This window comes from Nocardia sp. NBC_01329 (genome assembly GCF_035956715.1).
Classification (GTDB): Bacteria; Actinomycetota; Actinomycetes; order Mycobacteriales; family Mycobacteriaceae; genus Nocardia.
This window is the reverse complement of the sequence record NZ_CP108381.1, coordinates 3,893,194-3,916,193: the sequence shown is the minus strand read 5'-3', so window position 1 is coordinate 3,916,193 and position 23,000 is coordinate 3,893,194. Positions and strand designations below refer to the sequence as shown.

The 23,000-nt window shown below is 68.7% G+C and carries 20 protein-coding genes; 8 read left to right on the top strand and 12 right to left on the bottom strand.

The window, feature by feature from the left end; all coding sequences use genetic code 11:
* Nucleotides 1–10: 10 nt before the first annotated feature.
* Genes qcrC through qcrB form a run of 3 tightly spaced genes read left to right on the top strand, consistent with a single transcriptional unit; the run spans nt 11 to nt 3,693 of the window.
* The gene (qcrC, locus tag OG405_RS17780; RefSeq protein ID WP_327147596.1) at nt 11–874 is read left to right on the top strand and encodes a cytochrome bc1 complex diheme cytochrome c subunit; all 864 of its coding nucleotides are present in this window, start codon (nt 11–13) and stop codon (nt 872–874) included.
* Between the two features lie 27 nt (nt 875–901).
* Nucleotides 902–2,050 carry a cytochrome bc1 complex Rieske iron-sulfur subunit gene (qcrA, locus tag OG405_RS17775; protein WP_327152386.1) on the top strand — a complete coding sequence of 383 codons (1,149 nt, stop codon included), beginning with the start codon at nt 902–904 and terminating at the stop codon, nt 2,048–2,050.
* Nucleotides 2,047–3,693 carry a cytochrome bc1 complex cytochrome b subunit gene (qcrB, locus tag OG405_RS17770; protein WP_327147595.1) on the top strand — a complete coding sequence of 549 codons (1,647 nt, stop codon included), beginning with the start codon at nt 2,047–2,049 and terminating at the stop codon, nt 3,691–3,693. Before qcrA ends, qcrB begins: the two co-directional genes overlap by 4 nt.
* A 93-nt stretch (nt 3,694–3,786) precedes the next feature.
* Here the strand turns inward: qcrB and OG405_RS17765 are convergent, their stop codons facing one another.
* Complete coding sequence (locus OG405_RS17765; protein WP_327147594.1) at nt 3,787–4,281, bottom strand: polyadenylate-specific 3'-exoribonuclease AS; 495 nt, start codon at nt 4,279–4,281, stop codon at nt 3,787–3,789.
* A 270-nt stretch (nt 4,282–4,551) separates the two neighbouring features.
* Between OG405_RS17765 and OG405_RS17760 the strand changes: the two genes are divergently transcribed.
* Nucleotides 4,552–5,937 carry a class II 3-deoxy-7-phosphoheptulonate synthase gene (locus OG405_RS17760; RefSeq protein WP_327147593.1) on the top strand — a complete coding sequence of 462 codons (1,386 nt, stop codon included), beginning with the start codon at nt 4,552–4,554 and terminating at the stop codon, nt 5,935–5,937.
* Between the two features lie 896 nt (nt 5,938–6,833).
* Here the strand turns inward: OG405_RS17760 and pknB are convergent.
* The gene (gene pknB / locus OG405_RS17755; protein ID WP_442790766.1) at nt 6,834–8,747 is read right to left on the bottom strand and encodes a Stk1 family PASTA domain-containing Ser/Thr kinase; all 1,914 of its coding nucleotides are present in this window, start codon (nt 8,745–8,747) and stop codon (nt 6,834–6,836) included.
* 144 nt (nt 8,748–8,891) lie between these two features.
* On the opposite strand from pknB, the gene OG405_RS17750 reads away from it, so the two are divergent.
* Nucleotides 8,892–9,260, top strand: coding sequence for an Rv2175c family DNA-binding protein (locus OG405_RS17750; RefSeq protein WP_327147591.1), 369 nt, complete (start codon nt 8,892–8,894; stop codon nt 9,258–9,260).
* Between the two features lie 5 nt (nt 9,261–9,265).
* Here the strand turns inward: OG405_RS17750 and OG405_RS17745 are convergent, their stop codons facing one another.
* The 4 genes from OG405_RS17745 to OG405_RS17730 are packed head-to-tail and all read right to left on the bottom strand — an operon-like array spanning nt 9,266 to nt 14,733.
* Entirely contained in the window at nt 9,266–10,252 is a 987-nt protein-coding gene (locus tag OG405_RS17745) for a phytoene/squalene synthase family protein (protein WP_327147590.1), read from the bottom strand.
* A complete protein-coding gene (locus OG405_RS17740) occupies nt 10,249–11,937 on the bottom strand; it encodes an alpha-(1->6)-mannopyranosyltransferase A (protein ID WP_327147589.1) in 1,689 nt (562 codons plus the stop codon). The genes OG405_RS17745 and OG405_RS17740 overlap by 4 nt, the downstream gene beginning before the upstream one ends.
* A gap of 59 nt (nt 11,938–11,996) precedes the next feature.
* Nucleotides 11,997–13,628 carry a phytoene desaturase family protein gene (crtI, locus tag OG405_RS17735; RefSeq protein WP_327147588.1) on the bottom strand — a complete coding sequence of 544 codons (1,632 nt, stop codon included), beginning with the start codon at nt 13,626–13,628 and terminating at the stop codon, nt 11,997–11,999.
* A 19-nt stretch (nt 13,629–13,647) separates the two neighbouring features.
* Nucleotides 13,648–14,733 carry a polyprenyl synthetase family protein gene (locus tag OG405_RS17730; RefSeq protein ID WP_327152385.1) on the bottom strand — a complete coding sequence of 362 codons (1,086 nt, stop codon included), beginning with the start codon at nt 14,731–14,733 and terminating at the stop codon, nt 13,648–13,650.
* A 243-nt stretch (nt 14,734–14,976) separates the two neighbouring features.
* Between OG405_RS17730 and OG405_RS17725 the strand changes: the two genes are divergently transcribed.
* A complete protein-coding gene (locus tag OG405_RS17725; protein WP_442790577.1) occupies nt 14,977–15,978 on the top strand; it encodes a methylenetetrahydrofolate reductase in 1,002 nt (333 codons plus the stop codon).
* Between the two features lie 16 nt (nt 15,979–15,994).
* Here OG405_RS17725 and OG405_RS17720 read toward each other — a convergent pair whose 3' ends face one another.
* The 6 genes from OG405_RS17720 to OG405_RS17695 form a co-directional block, all read right to left on the bottom strand.
* Nucleotides 15,995–16,354 (bottom strand): hypothetical protein, encoded by a 360-nt coding sequence (locus OG405_RS17720; RefSeq protein ID WP_327147587.1) that lies wholly within the window; start codon nt 16,352–16,354, stop codon nt 15,995–15,997.
* A 101-nt stretch (nt 16,355–16,455) separates the two neighbouring features.
* On the bottom strand, nt 16,456–17,658 hold the full coding sequence (locus OG405_RS17715) for a glycosyltransferase (RefSeq protein WP_327147586.1): 1,203 nt from the start codon (nt 17,656–17,658) through the stop codon (nt 16,456–16,458).
* Nucleotides 17,655–18,434, bottom strand: coding sequence for an LppM family (lipo)protein (locus OG405_RS17710; RefSeq protein ID WP_442790576.1), 780 nt, complete (start codon nt 18,432–18,434; stop codon nt 17,655–17,657). The genes OG405_RS17715 and OG405_RS17710 overlap by 4 nt, the downstream gene beginning before the upstream one ends.
* A gap of 16 nt (nt 18,435–18,450) precedes the next feature.
* Nucleotides 18,451–19,299: a carotenoid biosynthesis protein gene (locus OG405_RS17705; RefSeq protein WP_327147585.1), complete on the bottom strand. Its 849-nt coding sequence runs from the start codon at nt 19,297–19,299 to the stop codon at nt 18,451–18,453.
* Complete coding sequence (locus OG405_RS17700; RefSeq protein WP_327147584.1) at nt 19,284–20,849, bottom strand: phytoene desaturase family protein; 1,566 nt, start codon at nt 20,847–20,849, stop codon at nt 19,284–19,286. Before OG405_RS17700 ends, OG405_RS17705 begins: the two co-directional genes overlap by 16 nt.
* Nucleotides 20,846–21,460: a GNAT family N-acetyltransferase gene (locus OG405_RS17695; protein ID WP_327147583.1), complete on the bottom strand. Its 615-nt coding sequence runs from the start codon at nt 21,458–21,460 to the stop codon at nt 20,846–20,848. The genes OG405_RS17700 and OG405_RS17695 overlap by 4 nt, the downstream gene beginning before the upstream one ends.
* A 243-nt stretch (nt 21,461–21,703) precedes the next feature.
* Here OG405_RS17695 and OG405_RS17690 point away from each other — a divergent pair, with 243 nt between their 5' ends.
* Together OG405_RS17690 and OG405_RS17685 are read left to right on the top strand one after the other, a co-directional pair.
* Nucleotides 21,704–22,096, top strand: a complete 393-nt coding sequence (locus OG405_RS17690) for an SAV_6107 family HEPN domain-containing protein (RefSeq protein WP_442790765.1) — start codon at nt 21,704–21,706, stop codon at nt 22,094–22,096.
* Nucleotides 22,097–22,290: 194 nt separating this feature from the next.
* A complete protein-coding gene (locus OG405_RS17685; RefSeq protein ID WP_327147581.1) occupies nt 22,291–22,719 on the top strand; it encodes a DUF3040 domain-containing protein in 429 nt (142 codons plus the stop codon).
* The last annotated feature ends 281 nt before the right edge of the window (nt 22,720–23,000 follow it).

Here is a 23,000-nt window from a genome sequence, read left to right as displayed (position 1 = left end):
AGGGACACAGATGAGTTCATCGCCCCCGACAGCGCCAGCGCCCGCCAGCGGTGGGCACGGCGAGGCCAGCAAGAAGCGCAGGCAGCGGCGGCTACGCCGACGGATAGCAGGCGGCCTCGCACTCATGGTGGGTCTCGTCGGAGCCGGTTTCCTGGCCTCGGCGCTCACCCCTGAGCCGCAGATCGCTACGGCGAACGAGGATTCGGTGGCGCTGATCCGCGAGGGTCAGCAGCTCTACGAGACCTCCTGCGTCACCTGCCACGGCGCGAACCTGCAGGGTGTCACCGACCGCGGTCCCAGCCTGATCGGCGTCGGTGAGGCGGCCGTGTACTTCCAGGTGTCCTCCGGGCGTATGCCGATGACCCGCAACGAAGCGCAGGCCGAGCGCAAACCCGCGAAGTTCGACGCGCACCAGACCGACGCCCTCGGCGCCTATGTGGCCGCCAACGGCGGTGGCCCGACGGTGCCGCGCGACGCGAACGGCGAGGTCGCGGCGGCATCGCTGCGCGGTGGTGACATCGGCCGCGGTAGCGAGCTGTTCCGCATGAACTGCGCGTCCTGCCACAACTTCACCGGCCGCGGCGGCGCGCTGTCCTCGGGCAAGTTCGCTCCGCCGCTGGAGCCGGCCACCGAGGCGCAGATCTGGACCGCCATGGTCACCGGCCCGCAGAACATGCCGAAATTCTCCGACCGGCAGCTCTCGGCGGAGGAGAAGAGCGACATCATCGCCTACGTCAAGGACTCGGCCGAGGCGAAATCGCCGGGCGGCTGGGGTCTGGGTGGTTTCGGTCCCGCCACCGAAGGCCTGGCCATATGGACCATCGGCATCGTGGCGGTTGTGGGTGCGGCGATCTGGATCGGTTCGAGGACCTAAGTCATGAGCGAACAGGAGCAAAACGAGATGGGTGGCCTGGACAAGCATTCCGCGGCCGCGACCCCGGCTGAACCGACCGAGGCCGAACTGGACGCGATGTCGCGGGAAGAGCTGGTCGCGCTCGGTACCGCCCGTGACGGTGTGGATGTGGCCTACCGGCGCGAACGCTGGCCGGTGCCGGGCACCCGGGCGGAGAAACGCGCCGAACGGCAGGTCGCACTGTGGTTCGCGATCTCCGGGCTGGCCGCGGCCGCCCTGGTGGGCGTGTTCCTGTTCTGGCCCTGGGAGTACAAGGGCAAGGACGACGACGGGCACGGCCTGTACTCGCTCACCACCCCGCTCTACGGTCTGACCTTCGGTATCTCGATTCTGGCCATCGGCATCGCCGTGGTACTGATCCGCAAGAAGTTCATCCCCGCGGAACTGTCGGTCCAGGACCGTCACGACGGTAAGTCCAGCGAGGTCGACCGGCGCACGCTGGTAGCCCAGCTGAGTGACGCCGGGGAAACCTCCACCCTGGGCCGCCGCAAGCTCATCACCCGCACCGCGGGCGCGGGTATCGGCCTGCTCGGCATCGGCGCACTGCTGGTGTTCGTGGGCGGCATGGTGAAGAACCCGTGGGCCCAGCGCGAGAAGTCGCCGCTGTGGGTATCGGGCTGGACTCCGGACTATCAGGGCGAGACCATCTACATCCGCCGCGATACCGGCCGCCCGCAGGACATCGTCCTGGTCCGTCCGGAAGACCTGGACGCGGGCGCCATGGAGACCGTCTTCCCGTGGAAGGAATCCTGGCGCGGGGACGAGCACGCCACCCTCCAGTCGCTGCGCGGCATCCGCAATTCCGTGATGCTCATCCGGCTGCGGTCCGAGGACGCGAAGAACGCGATCAAACGCAAGGGTCAGGAAAGCTTCAACTTCGGCGACTACTTCGCCTACTCGAAGATCTGCACCCACCTCGGTTGCCCGACCTCGCTGTTCGAACAGCAGACCAACCGGATCCTGTGCCCCTGCCATCAGTCGCAGTTCTCCGCGACCGAATGGGGTAAGCCGATCTTCGGTCCTGCCGCCCGAGCGCTGCCGCAGCTGCCGATCACCGTAAACTCAGAGGGGTACCTGGTCGCCAACGGTGACTTCATCGAACCCCTCGGCCCCGCCTTCTGGGAGCGTCGATCATGAGTTCTGGAGCTGTAGGCCGCAAAGTCGCGGCACAATTCAACGAAATGGACGAGCGGTATCGCGGCGCCGCCTTCGTGAAACGATCGATCAACAAGGTGTTCCCCACCCATTGGTCGTTCCTGCTGGGTGAGATCGCGCTCTACGCGTTCATCATCCTGCTGCTGTCGGGCGTGTACCTGACGCTGTACTTCGACCCGTCGATGACGCACGTCACCTACGACGGCGCCTACCAGCCGCTCCGCGGCGTCGGTATGTCGCGGGCCTACGAGACCGCCCTCAACATCTCCTTCGAGGTGCGCGGCGGCCTGTTCGTCCGGCAGGTGCACCACTGGGCGGCGCTGCTGTTCGCGGCATCGATCATCATCCACCTGTTCCGCATCTTCTTCACCGGCGCGTTCCGCAAGCCGCGTGAGGCGAACTGGGTGATCGGCTCACTGCTGCTGATCCTGGCCATGTTCGAGGGCTTCTTCGGGTACTCGCTGCCCGACGACCTGCTCTCCGGCACCGGTCTGCGAGCCGCTTTCGGTGGTATCACCATGGGCATCCCGGTGATCGGCACCTGGATGCACTGGCTGCTGTTCGGCGGCGACTTCCCCGGCGACATCATCATCCCGCGCCTCTACATCGCGCATGTGCTGCTGTTCCCGGGCATCATGCTGGCGCTCATCGCCGCCCACGTCGCCATCGTCTGGTACCAGAAGCACACCCAGTTCCCCGGCCCGGGCCGCACCGAGAACAATGTGGTCGGCTCCCGGATCGTCCCGGTGTTCGCCGCCGACCAGGGCGCGTTCTTCGCGTTCACCCTCGGCTTCGTGGCCATCATGGGTGGCGTACTCCAGATCAACCCGATCTGGAACCTGGGCCCGTACAACCCGTCGCAGGTATCGGCCGGCTCCCAGCCCGACTTCTACATGATGTGGACCGACGGCCTGGCGCGTCTGATGCCGCCGTGGGAGCTGTACCTGGGCCGGTACACCGTGCCCGCGGTGTTCTGGGTCGCGCTGATCATGGGCCTGGTGTTCATGGTGCTGATCGCCTACCCGTGGATCGAGAAGAGGCTCACCGGCGATTACGCGCGGCACAACCTGCTGCAGCGTCCGCGCGATGTCCCGGTGCGTACCGCGATCGGTGCGATGGCCATCACCTTCTACGTGGTGTTGACGCTGTCCTGCGTCAACGACATCCTGGCGCTCAAGTTCGACATCTCGTTGAACGCGACCACCTGGATCGGCCGGATCGGCCTGCTCGTCGGGCCGCCGGTGGCGTACTTCCTCGCCTACCGGTTCTGCATCGGGCTGCAGCGCAGCGATCGCGCCGTACTCGAGCACGGTATCGAAACGGGTGTGATCAAGCGGCTGCCGCACGGTGAGTACATCGAGGTGCACCAGCCGCTGGGGCCGGTGGACAGCCACGGCCACCCGATCCCGCTGGAGTACCAGGGCGCTGTGGTGCCCAAGAAGATGAACCAGCTCGGTTCGGCGGGACAGCCGGGCACCGGCAGCTTCCTGCGGCCCGATCCGCGCGCGGAGAGCGAACAGCATTTCGCGGCCGAACTGGAAGAGGAACACCGGCAGCTGGCCGTACTCAAGCGGGTACAGGACGAAGCCGGTTCCAACGGACAGAACGGACGCGGCGGGCACTGACCCGTCCCGCACCAACGACAGGCCCCCTGGTCATCGGACCGGGGGGCCTGTTCGTGTTCCGGCCGATGATCGATCACCCGCCGCGGCGCACCGTCAGTGCGCGCGCCGGCGCGCGACTTCGATGGCCTCGAACTTGGCGAGATTGTGCCGCGCATCGGCCAGCGCGTTGTGCGCGTCGCGCGGCGGTGGCGGCAGATCCGGCCGGCCGTGCGCATCCCAGTGCTGCCGCAACTCGTTGGTGTAGCGGGGCAGCGTCGGCGGCAGGTCCACCATCGAACCCCACAGTTGGCACAGCACCACATGGTCGTAGGCGCTCACCCACGCCCACAGCTCCGGTTGCACAGTGGGCCGGGGGACCAGGAATCGATACAGATCGTCCCGGATCTGTTCCCGGGTCCGCCACAGCGGAGAAGTCCTCGGGGGCAGCTTCGGCAGCACGTTCTTGCATACCCAAGGCCCCGCGCGGCCCGCGTCGAACTCCGTGGACACGGCATAGAACTCACGCCCGTCCTCGCAGACGACGCCCATCGACACCAGGTCGATCACATGGCCGTCCTCGATGAACTCCGCATCGTAGAAATATCTCAAAAGGTGGGTCTCCTCGGCCGCGAACAGAACGCGCTGAGTTTATTGGCGCCGCCTCCGGCGCCGCGGGGCCGGGCCCTCTTAACCCCGAGTCTTCACCCCGACGCTCCAGAACCGGGCGGGCCCGACTTTCGGGTGGTGACCACCCGTAGTAACTCGTACGGATGAACCTACCGGCCCGGTCGACGACTCCGACAGCGCCCGATGGTTTCCCTTATCCTGGTCCGCCCCGCCGGAGACGTGGCCGGAACCGCAGCAACGTATCCTGAAAGGGTGAACTGGACCGTCGACGTTCCCATCGACCGTTTGCCCGAACTCCCGCCGTTGCCCAATGACCTGCGGAAACGGCTCGACGACGCGCTGTCGCGCCCGGCGCTGCAGCAGCCGTCCTGGGATCCCGAGCAGGCGGAGAACATGCGCACGGTGCTGGAGAGCGTGCCGCCGATCTGTGTTCCCGCCGAGGTCGACGAACTGCGGGCGCGGCTCGCCGAGGTCGCGCGCGGTGAGGCGTTCCTCATGCAAGGAGGCGACTGCGCGGAAACATTCGCAGACAACACCGAACCGCATATTCGCGGCAACATCCGCACCCTTCTGCAGATGGCCGTGGTCCTCACCTACGGTGCCAGCCTGCCGGTGGTGAAGGTCGCACGGATCGCGGGCCAGTACGCGAAACCGCGGTCCTCGGATACCGACGCGCTCGGATTGAAGTCCTACCGCGGCGATATGGTCAACTCCCTGGTCGCCGATGCCGCCCTGCGTCAGCACGACCCGTCCCGACTGGTTCGCGCCTACGCGAACGCCAGCGCCGCCATGAACCTGGTCCGGGCGCTGACCAACGCCGGAATGGCCGATCTGCACAAGGTGCACGACTGGAACCGAGACTTCGTCGCCCAATCCCCGGCCGGAGCGCGCTATGAAGCACTCGCCGGGGAGATCGACCGCGGGTTGCGGTTCATGACCGCCTGCCGGGTCAACGACCCCAGCCTCCAGTCCGCCCGGATCTACGCTTCCCACGAAGCGCTGGTCCTGGACTACGAACGCGCCATGCTGCGGCTCGCGCACAACTCGGCCGGCGACCCCGCCCTCTACGATCTGTCCGCGCACTTCCTGTGGATCGGGGAACGCACCCGGCAGCTGGACGGCGCGCACATCGCCTTCGCCGAACTGCTGGCCAACCCGATCGGCCTCAAGATCGGGCCCTCGACCACCCCGGAACAGGCGGTGGAATATGTGGAGCGGCTCGATCCGAACAACGAACCCGGCCGACTGACTCTGGTTTCCCGGATGGGCAACACCAAAGTCCGCGAGACCCTCCCGGCGATCGTGCAGAAGGTCCAGTCCACCGGGCACCAGGTCATCTGGCAGTGCGACCCGATGCACGGCAACACCCACGAATCCTCGACCGGATTCAAAACCCGGCACTTCGACCGCATCGTCGACGAGGTCCAGGGCTTCTTCGAGGTCCACCACGCACTGGGCACCCACCCGGGCGGGCTACACATCGAACTCACCGGTGAAGATGTCACGGAATGCCTGGGTGGGGCCCAGGACATCTCCGACCTGGACCTCTCCGGCCGGTACGAGACGGCCTGTGATCCCCGGTTGAACACACAACAGTCGCTGGAGCTGTCGTTCCTGGTCGCGGAGATGCTGCGGTAGCGCGGGTTCCGGACGAATCGAACTGCTGGCTGGTGAGGGTGGGAAGTGAGCTGGCTGGTGAGGGTGGGAAGTGAGCTGGCTGGTGAAGGTGGGAAGTGAGCTGGCTGGTGAAGGTGGGAAGTGAGCTGGCTGGTGAAGGTGGGAAGTGAGCTGGCTGGTGAAGGTGAGAGGTGAGCTGGCTGGTGAAGGTGAGAGGTGAGCTGGCTGGTGAAGGTGAGAGGTGAGCTGGCTGGTGAAGGTGAGAGGTGAGCTGGCTGGTGAAGGTGAGAGGTGAGAGGTGAGCTTGCTCGTGAAGGTGCTGTGTTTTTCGGCGCGCTGGCGCGCGCGGGGGTTGAGGCCCTGAAGTCTCGCCGTTCAGGCCTCGAGACTCGCGCCTTCGGCGCATGCGCTTCGAGGCCTGAACGGCGAGACGGCCTCAACCCATTGGGTGTCTCGTAAAACTCGACTCATGCGGTTGCGCCGGGATTCGCGGTCGCGGTCGGCATGCGGACCCGGAGCATTGCGCGGGTCGGTGGAGGGTGCCCGTGCCTCAGTCGGTCGCACGATGCTGGTCGGGGTTGTGTCTGTGTGTTTGTCTGTCACTCGGTTTTGGTGGCTGTTCGCCGGTGAGCTCGCCTTTGTTCCGGCGGGTTCCTCGGTTTCGTATCGCCGGCAACCTCGTGTGTCGCTTTCGTGGACGGTCGCGCTCGCCCGGTGCCGAGTTTTACGAGGCCCACGAAGGTCGAGGCCCGTCCCGCCCTTGGCCGGAGGTGCTCAGCAGGTCACATTCCACGGATGGCCGACCGCACGTCGCATGCGCCGAAGGCGCGAGTCTCGAGGGCGCAGCGGCGGGACTTCCAGGGGCCTCGACCCGCGGCGCCGCAGGCGCCGCAAATAAACACAGCTCAGGTGAGCTGTCAGGGGAAGGCCACGATAGTGACCGTCGCCCCCGGTTCGACATTGGCGTTCGCCGGAGGGTTCTGGGATACCACCGCCGAGGAATCCAGGGGGGCCAGCTGCCGCACCTGAACCGTCAGTCCCAGCGATTCCAGGGTCCGGCGGGCTTCGGACACTTTTTTGCCCATGACCGACGGCATGGTGACGGCTTCGCAGACCAGCAGGGTGACCGAGGATCCGGCGTCGACGGTGGTGCCGACGGTCGGATCCGTGCCGACCACGCGGCCTACTTCGACGAGTTTGTCGTAGACGGGGCTTTCGCCACCGACCGTGAGGCCGAGGTCGGTGAGTTTCTGCCTGGCTTGCTCGGGTGTCGCGGCACGCAGGTCCGGGAGCTGGACGGGTTTGGATCCGTTGCTCTTCCAGATCTGTACGCGGCCGCCCGCGGGCAGGACGGTGCCCGGGCCGGGATCGATCCGAGCCAGGGTTCCTTCGGGGGCTGTGCTCGCTACTTCGCCGCCGTCGACCGGTTGCAGACCCTGATCGCGGATCAACTGCTGGACCTCGTCCCAGTTGTCGCCGGGAGCGGCTGCGGGTACCTGAGGTTTCCCGCTGGAGACCAGGACGGCGATCGTGGAGCCCTTGGTTTCACGGGCGCCCGGTCCGGGGTCGGTACCCACCACGCCGCCGACGGGGACGGTATCGGAGGCCTTGTCCCGGGTGCCGGTCTCGAACCCGGTCTCCTGCAGTTCGGCGGTGGCGTTCTCCAGTGTCATACCGGCGACCGAGGGGACTGTGGCGTAGCGGCCCATCCCGAGCCACCAGCCTCCGATTCCGACGAGCAGTGTCAGCACTACGACCAGGGCCGCCCAGATCATGCCGTTGCGCCGGTGGTTGGCCCGGCTCTCCTGATAGGCGCTGTACTGGGTGGGTTGCTGCGGCGGAATGTAGGCGGGGGGCGGTGGTTCGTTTCGGGGGTGGGCGGTGGTCACCATCCGCGTAGCCTGCGGTCCGGCTACAGCGGCGGATTCGGGAGCGGGCCGGGTGATCGGATGCCGGGCACTGGTGTGTTCGGCCGATTCGCTGGGTGCGGGCACCCGGTAGGCGGGCAGATCCAGGCGTGCGGCGATGGCCCGCAATTCGGCGACCATTTCGCCGGCGTCGGCGAATCGGTGCCCGGGTTCCCGGGCGGTGGCGCGGGCGACCAGCCGATCGAATTCGGGCGGCACCCCGGCGATGAACTCGCTGGGGCTCGGTACGTCGTTCTCCACCCGCTGGTAGGCCACCGACAGCGAGTTGTCGCCGGTGAACGGCACCCGCCCGGTGAGCAGTTCGAAGATCAGGATCCCGAACGCGTACACATCGCTGCGGGCGTCGGCGCTTCCGGAGGTCACCTGTTCCGGTGACAGGTAGGCCGCGGTACCCAGGATGACGCTGGCCGACGTGGTGTTGGCGGCCGCGACCGCGCGAACCAGTCCGAAGTCGGCGATCTTGACGTCCCCGGAGTCGGAGATGAGCACGTTCTCCGGTTTCACGTCACGATGTACCAGTCCGGCGGCGTGCGCGACGCCGATCGCGGCCAGTACCGGTTCGGCTACCGCGCGCACCGCGTGCGGGGGCATGGGGCCGCGCTCGCGCAGCAGCTCGCGCAGTGTGCCGCCCTGGACCAGTTCCATGACGAGGAACGGGTACTCACCGTCTATACCCTGGTCGTAGACCTCGACCAGGGAGGAGTGTTTGAGTCCGGCGACCGCGCGGGCCTCGAATTCGAACCGGCTCAGGAACTGAGGGTCGCCCGCGAACTTCGGGTCCATGACCTTGATGGCGACCTGACGGCCCAGGCGGGTGTCCACGCCGCGGAATACCATCGACATTCCACCGCGGGCGATCGGTGCGTCGATCCGGTAGCGCCGGTCGAGTACGGCACCGATCAATTCTGTTCCGGCTGTCACGAACCTCTCCACTTTCTCACCGCGTCCACATGGTGGCCGCCCCGCGCGGCTGGTGTCGATGGTATCGGCCGGGTCGAAGTGGGTGTGTCACGGCGGGGATGTGGGCAGCGTCTACGGTTGTCTTCCGTGAGTGCCTTTCCCTGTAGTGCCGATGTCCTGCCCGCCTCGGTACCCCTGCTCGCGCTGCCCGAAGTCGCGAAACAATTGGGCATCGTGGTGACCCGGGTGCATCAGATGCTGCGCGACAACCAGCTGCTGGCCCTCCGGCGTGACGGTGTGGTCGGGGTCCCGGAGATCTTCTTCGACGAGACGGGTGCCGTGCTGAGATGGTTGCCCGGGTTGATCACGGTGATGCGCGACGCGAAGTACACCGACGAGGAGATCCTGGAATGGATTTTCACCGACGACGACACGCTGCCGGGTAAGCCGGTGGAAGCGCTGCACGGGCCGCTGGCGCGTGAGGTGCTGCGCCGCGCCGCGGCCGACCCGATCTGATCGGCTCAGCTACCCAGTACCGCGCCGGCGGCGAGTCGCAGTCGAGCGCGCCGCGGTACCACGGCGCGCTGCGCGAACACGGCGTAGCCGCTGTCCTCTATGCGGTCGAGGATGGCCGCGTAGAGGACAGCGGCCGTGCGGATGGCGGGGCGCACCCGGGGGTTCAGCATGTCGATACCCGGCTGCGCGCCTCGGTACAGATCGCGGTTGATCGCGATCAGATGTGCCAGTGCCCGGCGCAGCCGCCGGTCGGTACGTCCGGTGCGCCGGCCGGTGGCGAGCAGGTCCTCGTCCACTCCGAACGCGGCGAGGTCGGCCGCCGGTAGATAGATCCGGTCGCGGTCGAGGTCCTCACCGATATCGCGCAGGAAATTGGTGAGCTGGAAGGCGTTGCCGAGCGCGGCCGCCGCAGGTTCGGCTTCGGTCAACGGGCAGACGGTGCCGAGTACGGGCAGGAGTTGCAGACCGATGGCCGCGGCCGACCCGCGCATGTACTCGTGCAGGGCCGCCATCGTCGGATATCGGTTGCGGAACAGGGGAGAGCCCGGAATGTCCATGCGCATGGAGTCCAAGAAGGTCCAGAAATGCCGCGACTCGATCGCGAATCGGGTGACGGTATCGGTGAGTGGTGGCACGACCCGGTCGAACTCCAGGGGGAGTTCGGCACCCGGGGCCGGTGACGGCGGAGCGAGCGTGGGCCGGGACCAAGCGGCCCGGAGCCGAGATTCGACGGTGTCCAGTGCGGCCACTGCGTTGTGTGGACTGTGGTCAGGGCGGCGCGGATCATCGACGATATCGTCCACCGTCCGCGCGAAGGCGTACAGCGCGTGCACCGCCGGTCGGCGGTCGGCCGACAGGAGCCGGGTCGCCAGATGGTACGTGCGACCGTGCGCCGCGGCGATCCGGCGGCAGTGCCGGTAGTCGACCCGCAGCGCATCGTGACCGGCCGGCGGGGTGTATCCGCCGCGACCGCCACCACTCGGGTCGTTCACCGACCGCCGGTGACCGCGGGCGTGGGAACGGGGACCGCCGCGCGGGGAGTGCCGCGCAGCCGTAGCGGGTCGATGGTGCGCAGCGAGAGCGCGGCGACAACAGAGGCGAAGGTCGCGGCCGCGACATGCCAGAAGTTGTACAGGCCGATCGAACCGTCGGGCTGGAATACCAGCATCAGCCAGGTACAGACACCGACCAGCGTCATGAGTGTGGTGGTGGACAGCGCGAAGCCGGCGGCGAGCGCCAGCGGCCACGAGTAATACCAGGGCAGCGCGGCCGGCGACAGGATCACGATCGCGACGAAGGCGATCAGGATACCCAGTACCGCATCGCGTTCGGTGAGCTTGAACCGCCACCATGTCCACACCAGCAGCACCACCAGGGCCAGCATGCACAGCCAGCGGGTCACTTCGAGCGCCGAGTCCAGGCCGAACGGGGTGATCCAGGTGACGACGTGCGCCATAACGGTGGGCAGCGACAACCAATTGATGATCTTGCGTGACCCCGACAGCGCGGTGAGCCAGCCGATTCCGACACCGGCGATCGCCGAGGCCGCCACGAAAACCGCCGCGAACACCGCGAGACCGAGACCTGCGATCTTGGCGAACATCTTCCAGTGGTGGGCCAGGAACTCCCGGCTACTGGTGGACAGGGCGGCGCGCTGGCCGTCCTCGGCGCGGCGATCGCGTTCGTGCAGCATCCAGATCCACACCAGGAAAGGCAGCGCTACGCCGGCGGTCGCCTTGATGGCGACCCCGATCGCCACCACCACGATGCCCGCCACGTGATGGCGTTCCAGGACCAGGGCGATTCCGGCGCACATCAGCCCGACCATCAGCATTTCGTTGTGCACGCCGCCGATCAGGTGGATCAGGACCAGCGGGTTGAGCACCGCCAGCCACAGAGCGACGGCGGGGCGACCGCCGAGGTGTTTGGTCAGGTACGGCACCGCCCACATCATCAGCACCAGGCCGGGCAGCATGACGAAGCGCAACGCGATCGTGCCGCCGACCACACTGTCCCCGGTGACCGCCGTGATCGCACGGCCCATCAGCAGGAACACCGGACCATAGGGTGCGGTGGTGGTTGTCCAGACGGTGCTCACGTTGTCCAGCAGGATGCCGGGATTGGCGACCGGGCCCACCTGATACGGGTCGAAGCCGTCGCGCAGCAGCGCGCCCTGGGCGAGATAGGAGTAGGCGTCGCGGCTGAACATGGGCACCGCGAACATCAACGGGGCGATCCAGATACCGACGATGGCGCGCAGTTCGTTGAGCCGTACCTCACCGGTGTGGCCGCCGAATCCGAGAGTTATCCGGCCCAGCCGCACCCAGCCGGCCACCATCATCAGCACCCCGGCCCAGACGCAGATCATCGACAACGCGTAGCCGTGCCCGAATCGGAGCCAGGACAGGTGCACCGCCTCGAGCAGCGGATCGCGTTTCCGCACACCACCGGCGCCGAAACCGCCGAAGGTGATCATCACGGCGCCGGCGAAGCCGAACAGTGCCGCATGACCTTCCGGGCTGCGCAGGAAGTCGCCGCAGAAACGCAGCCAGCCCCAGAACCCGGGCGCGAATCCGGCACGTCCTGCCGTCCGCGCGGTCAGCGGGTCCGAGATGGCCGCGCCGGGGTCGGCGACGGGAACAGTGGTGGTCGTGGTGTGCATATGGGGGGCTGGCATCCGGTGTCGGTCCCCCCTGGATGGTCGGCGGTCGCAACCGCGGGCGAATAGGTCGGCGCTCAGTTTACGGCTTCCGTCCCGGAAGGCCGCCGGACGGTGGCGGGGGCGCGCGTCCGGACCCCGCGATTCTCGCCCACAACGCGCTGTGCCGCGAGTTTTCCCGACAGCAGCGCGGTCGGCACACCGACCCCGGGGGTGGTACCGCATCCGGCCAGGACCACGTTCTCCCTGCCACGTACGAGATTACGGGTGCGGAAGGGTCCGGTCTGACGGAACAGGTGCGCGGCGGAGAACGGAGTCCCGGCGAGCATGCCCTGATCCAGCCATGTCGCGGGCGTGTCGAGCCGGTCGACGGTGAACTGCGCGGCGACGCCGTGATATCCGCGCTCCTCGAGCACCGCGAGCAGTTCCCGCAGGTAGGCCGAGCCGAGCCGGTCCCAGTCCAGCGGAGCCGAATCCAGGTTGGGGCAGGGCGCCAGCAGGGAGAACGGTTCGTACCGGGTCTCGCCGCGGGTGAGGTAGAGGCCGGGATCGCTCAGCGCCGGCCGGGTCAGCAGCAGCGATGGATCGCTCATGAGGCGACCGCCGCGCCACGGAGTGATCTCGGCGAAGGTCCGGTCCCAGGCCTCGCCGAAATCGATGGTGTGATGTGCCTGCACCGGCCAACTCTGGGCGATCTCGGCGGGTACGGTGCCGTGGGCCACGACCGCGGACGGGGAGGCCCGCAGGCCTCGGCGCGGGCGCGCGCCGAATCGATCCAGCGAACCCAGATCGGCGGTGAGGACCACCGCATCGCAGGGCAGGGCCCTACCGTCGGCCAGCAGCACCCGGCGGGCCCGGTTACGGCGATAGTCGAGCCCGGTGACCTCGGTTCCGAGTTCGAGGCGACCACCCGCGTCGGTGAAAGCGCCCGCCAGGGTTTCGGCGACGGACCGCATTCCGCCGTCGGGGAAGTAGACGCCCAGCGCGGTATCCATGTAGGGGATCGCCCCGTACACGCCCAGCGCTTGCTCGGGTGCTGTCCCCGCGTACAGTGCCTGGAAGGTGAACAGCCGGGTCAGCCGGGGATCGCGCAGCGTCCGGGTGACCCGGGTACCGAGGCGGCCGAAGGCGCCGAGCCGGATCAGTTCGATCAGGGCGGCTCGTTTGTCCCGGTACCGCACCATATCCAGCGGTGAATCGAAGTTCGCGGCCAGGAACTCGTCGTATTCGGCCCGGAACACACGACCCAGCCAGTCCCGCAGCCGCCGGTACCGCACGGCTGCGTCCGGTCCGCAGGCCCGGGCCACCTCCGCGCTCATCCGGTCGGCGTCGGCGAACACCCGGAGTTCGGATCCGTCTGCGAAGCGAGCGTGGTACGCCGGATCCAGCGGCCGGATCCGCAGCGGCGGCGTGGTGTTCGAGGCGTCGGCCCCCACGGCAGCCAGCGCGTCGTCGATGAGCGCGGGCAAGGTGAGCACGGTCGCCCCGGAATCGATCTCGTAGTCGGCGAACCGGTACCGTCCGACCCGGCCACCGACGTCGTCGGCGCGTTCCACCAGCGTGACCGAACATCCGGCGCCGGTCAGGTACAGCGCGGCCGCAAGCCCGGACAATCCGGCGCCTACCACGACCACCTCTTCCGCAGGCCCGGTCACCGATTTCACGAGCGGCCCGCCCGTACATCCCGGCCCGCCGGGGCGGTGGCCCATCCGTCGCGGTCGTCGCGCGTCATGCCGCGCGCCGTGTGGCAGCCAGGGCCATTTCACGAAGTCGTGTCTTGGCTTCCGGTGCGGCGGAACTCGCGTCGACAGCGGTGAGACCCTGATCGGTCAGTGTGGTGATCCGGGCCTCCACCGCGTCGACCGCGCCGAGTTCGATGAGCAGGGCGCGCAATTCACCCACCTGCGCGTCGGTGAGGTCGGTGCCGATCGTGGTACGCAGTGTCCGGGCTGCGGCCGGATCGGTCTCGCCGGCACGCTGCAGCGCCTCGGCGACCAGGACGGTGCGCTTACCTTCACGCAGATCGTCGCCGGACGGTTTTCCGGTCACCGCTGGATCGCCGAACACCCCCAGCAGATCGTCGCGGAGCTGGAAAGCGATACCGATGTCGGTGCCGTACGTTCGGTAGGCGGCGATGAGTCCGGGGTCGGCGCCGGCCAGTGCGGCGCCGAGATGCAGCGGGCGTTCCACGGTGTAGGCGGCGGTCTTGTATCGGTTGATGCGCAGCGCCGCGGCCACTGATTCGTCGCCGCTGGCCTCGCCGTGTACGTCGAGCAACTGGCCGCCCAGCACCTCGGTGCGCATCCGGGCCCATACCGGAGCGAACCGGGCCAGTGCTGCCGGCTCCAGTCCGGCGTCGTGCACCATATCGTCGGCCCAGGCCAGTGCCAGATCACCGAGCAGGATCGCCACCGACTCGCCGTAGTGCGCGGAATCGCCGGACCATGCGGCGCGGTGGTGCCGCTGCTCGAAGTCCACGTGCACGGTCGGGAACCGGCGCCGGGTGCGGGAGCAGTCGATGATGTCGTCGTGGATCAGCGCGCATGCCTGGACGAGTTCCAGCGCCGAACATGCGCGCAGCACCGCCGCCGCCGCCGCGCTCGCGGGATCGCCGCCGGCGCCGAGCCAGCCCATCCACGCGAAACCCGGCCGAGTGCGTTTACCGCCACGTAGCGTGAACGATTCGAGCGCCTCGACGTTCTCGGCGAACACCGGCCCCAATTCGGCGACCGGATCGCGGCGGGTGCCGAAGAAATCGGTCAGTGCCTGTTCCACGGCCGTCCCGAAAGCCGCTGTCCCGGGAACGACCGAGATGGGACCCGACCGGGTCGGAGTACCGGTTCCGGCGGACAGGGTGACCTCCCAGTTCGTTGGATTCGCGGGCGAGCGGCCGCCGGAGCCGGCGGAACCGGCGCTGCGGGAGCGACCCACGTTCGCCCGCCGCTGCGGCGGGACCTGATCGCAGAATACGCGCGCGCGGGAGCTGGTCGGGATCGGGTCGTGGGCCGAGTGGGAGACAGTCGGGGCAGGTGCCGAGGCCGGCTCTAGACTGAGCCGGTGACTTTCGACAACGCGCGGGGACTCCCGACCCCTGGCCGGCCGTCTCCCACGTCACCGGCCGTCTCCGCGACGCCTTCGGTCGTGCAGAGTCTGGGCCGGCACGCCGACGGCGCTGTGCCCTTCTCCGTGGAGTTCTCCCCGCCCCGCGACGAGGCCGGTGAACAGCGGTTGTGGCGCGCGGTACGCACCTTCGAGCGGATGCATCCGGCGTTCGTCTCGATGACCTACGGCGCCGGCGGCAGCACCCGCGACCGCACGGTACGCGTCACCGGCGAGCTCGCCCTGCAGACCACCTTGTTACCGGTCGGTCATCTCACCGCGGTCGGGCACAGTGTCGCCGAGCTGCGGTCGATCGTCGGGGCCTACGCCGATTCCGGGATCAGCAATATCCTCGTGCTGCGCGGTGATCCGCCGGGCGATCCGCTCGGTGAATGGCACCGGCACCCCGGTGGGGTGGAGTACGCCGAGGAATTGGTCCGGATCGTGCGTGACCTCGGTGATTTCCATGTCGGAGTGGCCTCGTTCCCACAGGGCCACCATCGTTCGATCGACCTCGACCACGATACGAGACACCTCGCGGCGAAACTGCGTGCGGGCGCCGAGTATTCGATCACCCAGATGTTCTTCGACGTCGACGACTACCTGCGGCTGCGCGATCGGGTCGCGGCACTGGACCCGGTGGAGGGGGCCAAACCGATCATTCCGGAGTTGATGCCGATCACCTCGCTGCGCACGGTGGAACGGGCCGAAGAGCTGTGTGGCCGGCCGCTACCGGACCGTGTGTTGGAGCGATTGCGTCTGGCTGCCGGTTCGGGACCGGAGGAGGATCGCGCCGCCGTTCGTGCCGCCGGGATCGAGATCGCGACCGAGATGGGCGAGCGGTTGATCGCCGAAGGCGCCCCGTGCCTGCACTTCATCACCCTGAACTTCGCCAAGGCGACCGGCGAGGTGCTCACCAACCTGGGTTACGGCGTCACCGCGGCGCCACTCAGCGCCTGAGCGGCGGGTTTCGGCTTCAGTCGGCCGGGCCGTAGACGTTGACCGCGATGAGGTCGCCCCGGCGGACCACCTCGAGCGCGCGGTCGTCCTGACGCAGGATGAGTCCCGGCGCGCCGTCGATCGGATCGATGATCTCGATACCGGCGATCCGCTCACCGGCGTGATCGAGCCGGTCGCCGGGTTTGGCCGCGATGAAGACACGGCCGTCGATCACCCACCACGTACCGGGCAGGCCCGGTAGCTGTTCCGGTGCTTCGCCGAGCCGATGCCGGGCGATCGGGTCGCTGGTGTTGTGCGGGCTGCGCAGCCGGATCGAGCACCGCTCGAGCCATTGCGTCCAGGTGGTATCGACGCTGGTGTGGCCGACGATGGTCATGGTGGCGCCTCCTCGAAACCCGGGCCGTGACGGCCCTGCCCGCCGGTCGTGCCGGGCGGATTCATCATCGGCCGGGCACAGGGCGGGCACAAGGCCAAGAATCAGCGAGAATCCAGCTCTTGGCGGGACATCAGAGGGCGCCCTCGCCAGGTCAGAGCGTTGCGCCGGTGAGCGCGGTGTGAGTGTTGCCACAGTGCGAGGTAGGTGGCGACCGACACCGGATGTGCCAGAGCGTCGACGAGGTCGTGCGGGCCCGGCCGTCGTCCGGTTTCCAGAGCGCTGGCCAGCAGCCGCCCCGCGACGGCGGCGGTGTAGCCGATCAGGCCGGTCCGGCGGAGGCTGCCGTGACCCACGACGGCAGCCAGCGGGGGCACCCAGTACGCCCAGACAGCGACAGCGCCCACGGCCACGCCACCGGTGGCCGAACCGCCGTAAGCCGACCAGAGCCAGCGGCTGTAACCGGCCGCCAGTTCGCCCGCGCTCCGGTACATCCGGGTCTGCGCCCGCTCACCCGCCATCACCACCGCGCTCCGGTGGCCGGTGCGCCGCAGCGTCCGTGCGATATCGAGATCTTCGGTCACACTGCCGGCCACCGGCCGGTGCCCGCCGATCGCTCGGTAGCTCGCCGCGTCGAATACCAGGAACTGGCCACAGGCGACCACGGTCGAGGTCCGGGAACCGCGATCGGCCCAGGCCACCGGCAGGGTGGACGCCCACGACCAGCACAGCAGCGGTTGTACCAGGCGCTCGGCCACGGTTTCGGCTCGCTGTCGCGGCCATGGCGCCAGCAACGCGAGACCGTCCCGGCGAAGCTGTCCCACGGCTGCGGCCAGCGCGTTCGGCGCGAGCCGGATATCGGCGTCGAGGAAAACCAGCACCCCGTCCCCGCCGCCGGTGCGCCCGGCGTGTTCGGCCAGCGCGGCGCAGGCGGCCGCTTTGCCCGTCCATCCCGGTGGCGGTCCGGTCGTGCCACGAAGCAGTTCGCATCGCGGGTCGCCCTCCATCGCCCGGACGGCGGTTGCGGCGGTGCCGTCGGTGGAGACATCGTCGAGGACGAGGATGCGCAATCGCTGGATGCCGGTTTGGGCGCGCAGGTCACCGATCAGGCCGGGCAGCAGCGCGGCCTCGTCGCGTGCGGGCACACAGACCGTGACGGCTTCGGTGACCGGAGCGGGGTCGGGGGGCAAGCGAGGCACGGTGAGCCGGTTCCAGGCGGTGAGCGCGGCACCGCCCACAGCGAAACCGGTGCCCACGCTCACCACGCGCCGGATCGAGGCCCGCGGAACTCGCACGGCCGGTCTCACGCGTCGGATTTGACCTGGTCCCACCAACGTCGCAGGGAGAACCCGGCCGGTCCGCCCGGCGCCGGTGGATTGCGGTCCACATAGGCGAGCGCGATCACCACGGCCGCGACCGCGAGCGTGAGACCGCCGACGATCCCGGCCCAGCCCGCGAAGGAGCGGGTGTTCGGATCGGCGTAACCCACTTCGGCGCGGACAGTGCTGACCTCGCCGGCGGGAAGTTTCCAGGAGACCACCGAATCACCCTCGCGGTTGCCGTTGGTCTTGGCGACCCGGGCCGGGAACGCCACACTCAACTGCACATCCGACCCGTGCGGGGCCAGCGTTTCCAGATCCACCCGGCCGTTGAGGCTGACCAGGTCGCCGTTGCGCTGGAATTTCAGGTCGAACAGGCCCTGTGCCTGCTCCGACATCTGCGACAGCTGTTCCACCTCGCCGAAGTTCAGATCGTCGAAGTACACCTCGCTGCCGATGTATCCGTCCTGGTTGTACGGCTCGATGCGGACCTTGGCGGCCAGCGCTTCCGGGGCCGTGAGCTGCGGACCCTTGTCCTCACTGTTCTCCGGTACGACCGCGGCGACGATCCGGCCCGAGACCCGGTCGTTGGACGACAGGCCCATCGATGCCTGGACCCGGAGGCAGCCGGCCAGCGCGGGTGTGAGCAGAGCGGCCAGGACGACGGCCGCGGCTATCCGCGACCGCAGACGGTGGCGCGAGCGCGGAGCGGGGACCGGGGAGCCGGGTTTCGCGGTAACGGGACTCGGAGGCACGGATGACATGGTGCCAGGCCGGAACTCACCCACGCCATGCGACGGGCCCGACGGTTCGCCGATCGTGCCCGGTTGCGCGGTCGGCGGCGTCGCGCACCAGCCGGACCAGCAGAGCGACCCCGAGAATTCCGAGGACGAGACCGCCGTAGACCGCCGAGTACGGCAGTCCGAGGAACACCGCGTGCGCCAGTGCCGAGCCGAGCCAGGTCCACAGGAACATCAGCACGGGCACCCCGATCCGCTCGGATCGGGCGGCGGATCGCTCCCACACCGTGAGCGCGACGGCCATCACCGTCGCCACCCCCAGCCAGCCGAGGTAGTTCGTCCAGGGGATCTCCGCGATCCCCGGCAGCCCGGAATCGGTGGCCACCCAGCGCCACTGCCCGTCGGCCACCATCTGCGGATCCAGGAACAGGTCCCAGCCCACCGCGCTCACCGCGGTGGCAGCGATCCGGGCCGCGGCTACCGGGCACACCAGGCCCGCGACCACCCAGATCGGATACAGTCCGCCGGTCCAGGCGAGAGGGACCGCCAGCGGCACCCCGAACAGTTCCGGTCCGATCCGTCCGTCCGCGTAGTCGTAGGCCCCGAACGGTATCCCGGTCGCCGTGCCGACGGCCTCGGCCAGCAACCCGATCCCGGACACGATCACCGCGAACCCGGCCGCGTAACGGATGCCGCGGGTCACCGCCGCGTGCAGCAGGGCCGTACCGGCGGACAGCAGGACCACGGCCACCGTCACCGCATCACGGGCCGTGTCGTCGGTGAGCGGGTAGGCGATCTGTGTTCCGATCAGCACGACCAGCAGACCGGCCGGCAGCAGATCGCGGCGCCGCACAGTGCGCGACCCCGGGCCGGTCAGCGGCGTATCCACGCGCGCATTCCGCGACTGTCCCGGAGCACCAGGTGCGCGGCGGTGCGGCCGCTCGCTCCGGACACGCCGCCGCCGGGGTGCGTAGACGCGCCGGTCAGGTAGAGACCCGGCGCGCCGGGTACCCGCTGCCCGGAGAGTTCCGGGAGCGGCCGCCACAGCATCATCTGATCGAGGCTCATCTCCACATGCATGACGTTGCCTCCGCGCAGTCCCATCTCACGTTCCAGGTCGAGCGGGGTCTGGATGTGCCGGTCCAGTACCGACTCGGCGAAACCCGGTGCGTAGTGGTCCAACTCGGCGATGATCCGGTCCGCTTCGGGTTCGCGGTGCCGGGGCCAGCCGCCCTCGTCGGTGAGTCGATAGGGATGCCACTGCGACCACAGGGACAGCTGATGTTGCCCGGCGGGCGCGATACTCGGATCCAGTGCGCTGAAGCTCATGGCGAGTACGACCGGCCGCGGCGGGAGCCGACCGCCGAGGGCACTACCGTGCGCCAGTGCCAACCGGCGACGATCCGCCACCAGCAGTTGGAGCCCCGGCCCCGATTCGGCGGTCGTCGCGCCCGCGTACTGCGGAAGGGCGCTGGACGCGACCCGCACCACCATGCCGATTCCGGGCCCGACCCGGATCCGCCGCCGCCACCGCTCGAGCGGTTCCGGATCGAATCCGCCGGCTCGCAGCAGGTCGAGTGTGGTGAGGATATGGGTCCCCGCGATCACGGTCTCGGCGTCGTATTCGCGTCCCGACGCGGTGCCGGCTCGCCAGCCGTCCCTGCGACGGGTCAGCGCGGTGACGGCGTCGCCGGCCACGATCTCCCCGCCGTCGCTGCGCAATCGTGCCACCAGCGCCTCGGTGAGAGCGCCGCTACCGCCTATCGCCCGGCCCGGCGGCAGCGTGTGCATCAGGGCCGCGAACGCCACCATCGGCGCGGTACCCGGTTCCGACATCGGGGGTCCCGACTGGGCGCCGAACCAGGCCAGTGCTGCCTTCAGCCGCTCGTCGTCGAACCATGTGTCCAGGAGTGTGTCACCGGACTGCAGGAATTCCCGCGACAGCGCGCTTCCACCGTCACGGGCATCGAGGCCCCAGAACGACCGCAGCAGCCGGCCCGGTGTCGGTGCCCCGCCGAACGAGCGCATCACCCGCCGTGCCCGGGGTTCCCACACCCCCACGAAGCGCCGGTACGCGGCGGCGTCGCGCTCCCCGCAGGCGGCGGCCACCGAGGCACAGGTCCGATTGAGGTCGCGATGGAACACGATCGGGGGTGCCCCGGTTTCCGTGCAGGCCGGGGCGAACGCCCAGGGATCGCAGTCGAGGTAGCGCAGTCCGAACCGGTCCAGTTCGAGTTCCTCGAGGATCCCGGTGTGGCGGACCATGAGATGTGCCGAGGACCCTCGGTCGACGCGGTGGCCCGGGAACCGCTCCACGGTCGAGACCGCCCCGCCCAGGACGGTATCGCTTTCCAGCACCCGGACCCGGCGACCCTTCCGCGCCAGATAGCAGGCTGCCACCAGCGCGTTGTGGCCGGAGCCGATGATCACCACACTCATGGCAGCGGCAGCGACCGGCCGAGGATCCCGAAGCGGCGGGTGTCACCGGCGAAGACGAAATCACGCAGTACATCCCGGAAGCCCATCCGCCGGTACAGGCGCCAGGCCCGGTTGTCCTCCTCGCCCACCTCCGGAGTGGACAACAGGACCGCGTGTTCGGGGCGGTCCCGCAGTAGGCGCTGCAACAGGGTCGCGCCGATACCGCGGCCCTGCGCGCTCGGGTGCACATGGAGTTCGGTGAGTTCGAAATAGTCGCCGAGCAGCTGCTGGGCGGCCGGTTCCGGCCAGCCGGCCCGGCGCATACCCGCGTGTACCTGCTGTTGCCACCATTGATGTGGTCCACCGCGGTATCCGTAGGCGATGGCCACGATGGGGGAGCGGCGCAGGTCGATTTCGCCGCTGTCCTCGGGGACCAACGCGGCGACCGCCTGCCAGCCGGCGCGGTGGGTGTGCTCGGTCCACATCGGTGCGCGATGGTGCTCGGTACCGCGCGGATAGTCCATGGCTGCGACGTACACGGCCAGTGCGTCGTGCAGGCGGGCGCGTAGCGCGGTTACCGAGAGGTCGACGACGACCGGAGCTGGGAGATGGTTCGACTTGACGGCGGTCATTGCGGTATCGGTGGGCTCTTTCGCGGTCGGTGGGGGCGGAGCTGCGGGTTCGGGCACACGAACATGTCGGTGGTCGTCTCTATATTCAAGCTCGAGCCAAACGTTCGAATGCCTGTTCGGCCCCCCACGGTGCACGCTCAGCCTGCCATACCGGTGGACCGCCGCGGGGTGTGACGGGCGAGATATGGAGGGACGGCCATGTCGGATCGAAGCGTTCACCCGGTGCAACCGGGACGGGCGGGGATGCTGCTGCGGCGCGCCGACGGGCTGCTCATGGAGGCGGCGGGGGAGCGGGATCCACGGGAGCGGTTCCGCGTCGCCTATCTGGCGGCCCTGCGCGGTGCCGGAGCGGTGTTGGCACTCACCGGCGCAGACACCGCGCCGCGGGCACGATCGCGTAACGCGTGGGTCATGTTGCAGCGCGCCGCACCCGAATTCGTGATGTGGGCGGACTATTTCAGCGGCCATTCCGCGACGAGGGCGGCCCTGGAGGCCGGATTGCCCCGGGAGGTCGACGAAGAGTGGGCCGACGAGTTCGCTTCGCGGGTCGGCGCCTTCCTGCACGACGTCGAGGATCTCATCGCACCGGCCGCCCGGCTGCGCGCCGCCGGTGACGACCACGACACGCCCCGCTAGACGCCGCCATCGGCCGCCGGACCTCAGCATTCGGCTCCGGTCGGATTCGATCCGGCGACGAACTTCGCTCGGCTGCACCCATATGGTGGTACCGCTCTTGGCGAACTCGTATCATTGATGACAGATAGCCGCCAAGGGGTTATCTGTCGCCTACCCGGAGGCGACAGCCACGTCCTAGTGCCGGGGGAGGTACCGTGCCACTCTCCGAGCACGAGCAGCGCATGCTCGAACAGATCGAGAGCGCTCTCTATGCTGAGGATCCGAAGTTCGCGTCGTCAGTCCGCGGCGGACGTCTTCGTACGACCTCGAGTCGTCGTCGACTCCAGGCCGCGGCCTTGTTCGTACTCGGCCTTGTCCTACTCGTCGCGGGTATCGCCCTTCCGGTGAGACCCGGCGGCTTCCCGATCATCAGTCTGATCGGATTCATCGTGATGTTCGGTGCGGGAGTGCTCCTCCTGCTCGGTGGCGCCAAGGGCGCCTCGCCGGGTCGCGGCGGCGGTTCGCCGGGCGATCCGCCGGAAGCCGGATCGTCGGAGCGGGCCGGTGGGCGCGGCCGCCCGCGGCGCTCGGGTGGGTTCACCGAGCGGATGGAAGATCGCTTCCGCAGAAGGTTCGAGGAGTAACCGCTCCGCCGATCGAACCGGCTGTACAGCAGACAGCGGTGCCGCACCGGATTACCGGTGCGGCACCGCTGTCTGCTGTATGTGCCGAGCCGGTGCTGCGGCTGGGGGTGTGAGCTTTCCCGGGTCTCCGGACGCGCCTCGGTCACGTTTTCCCACTCCGCTCCACCGGGATTCCCCACCGTGCCCCACTTGCCCTCCCGAAGGGGTGTGAACAGTGGGTTTGCTGGAAGTTGACGGAGTCCGCCGGACTCGGCAGCCGAGGACGCGCGCAAGGAGGCAGG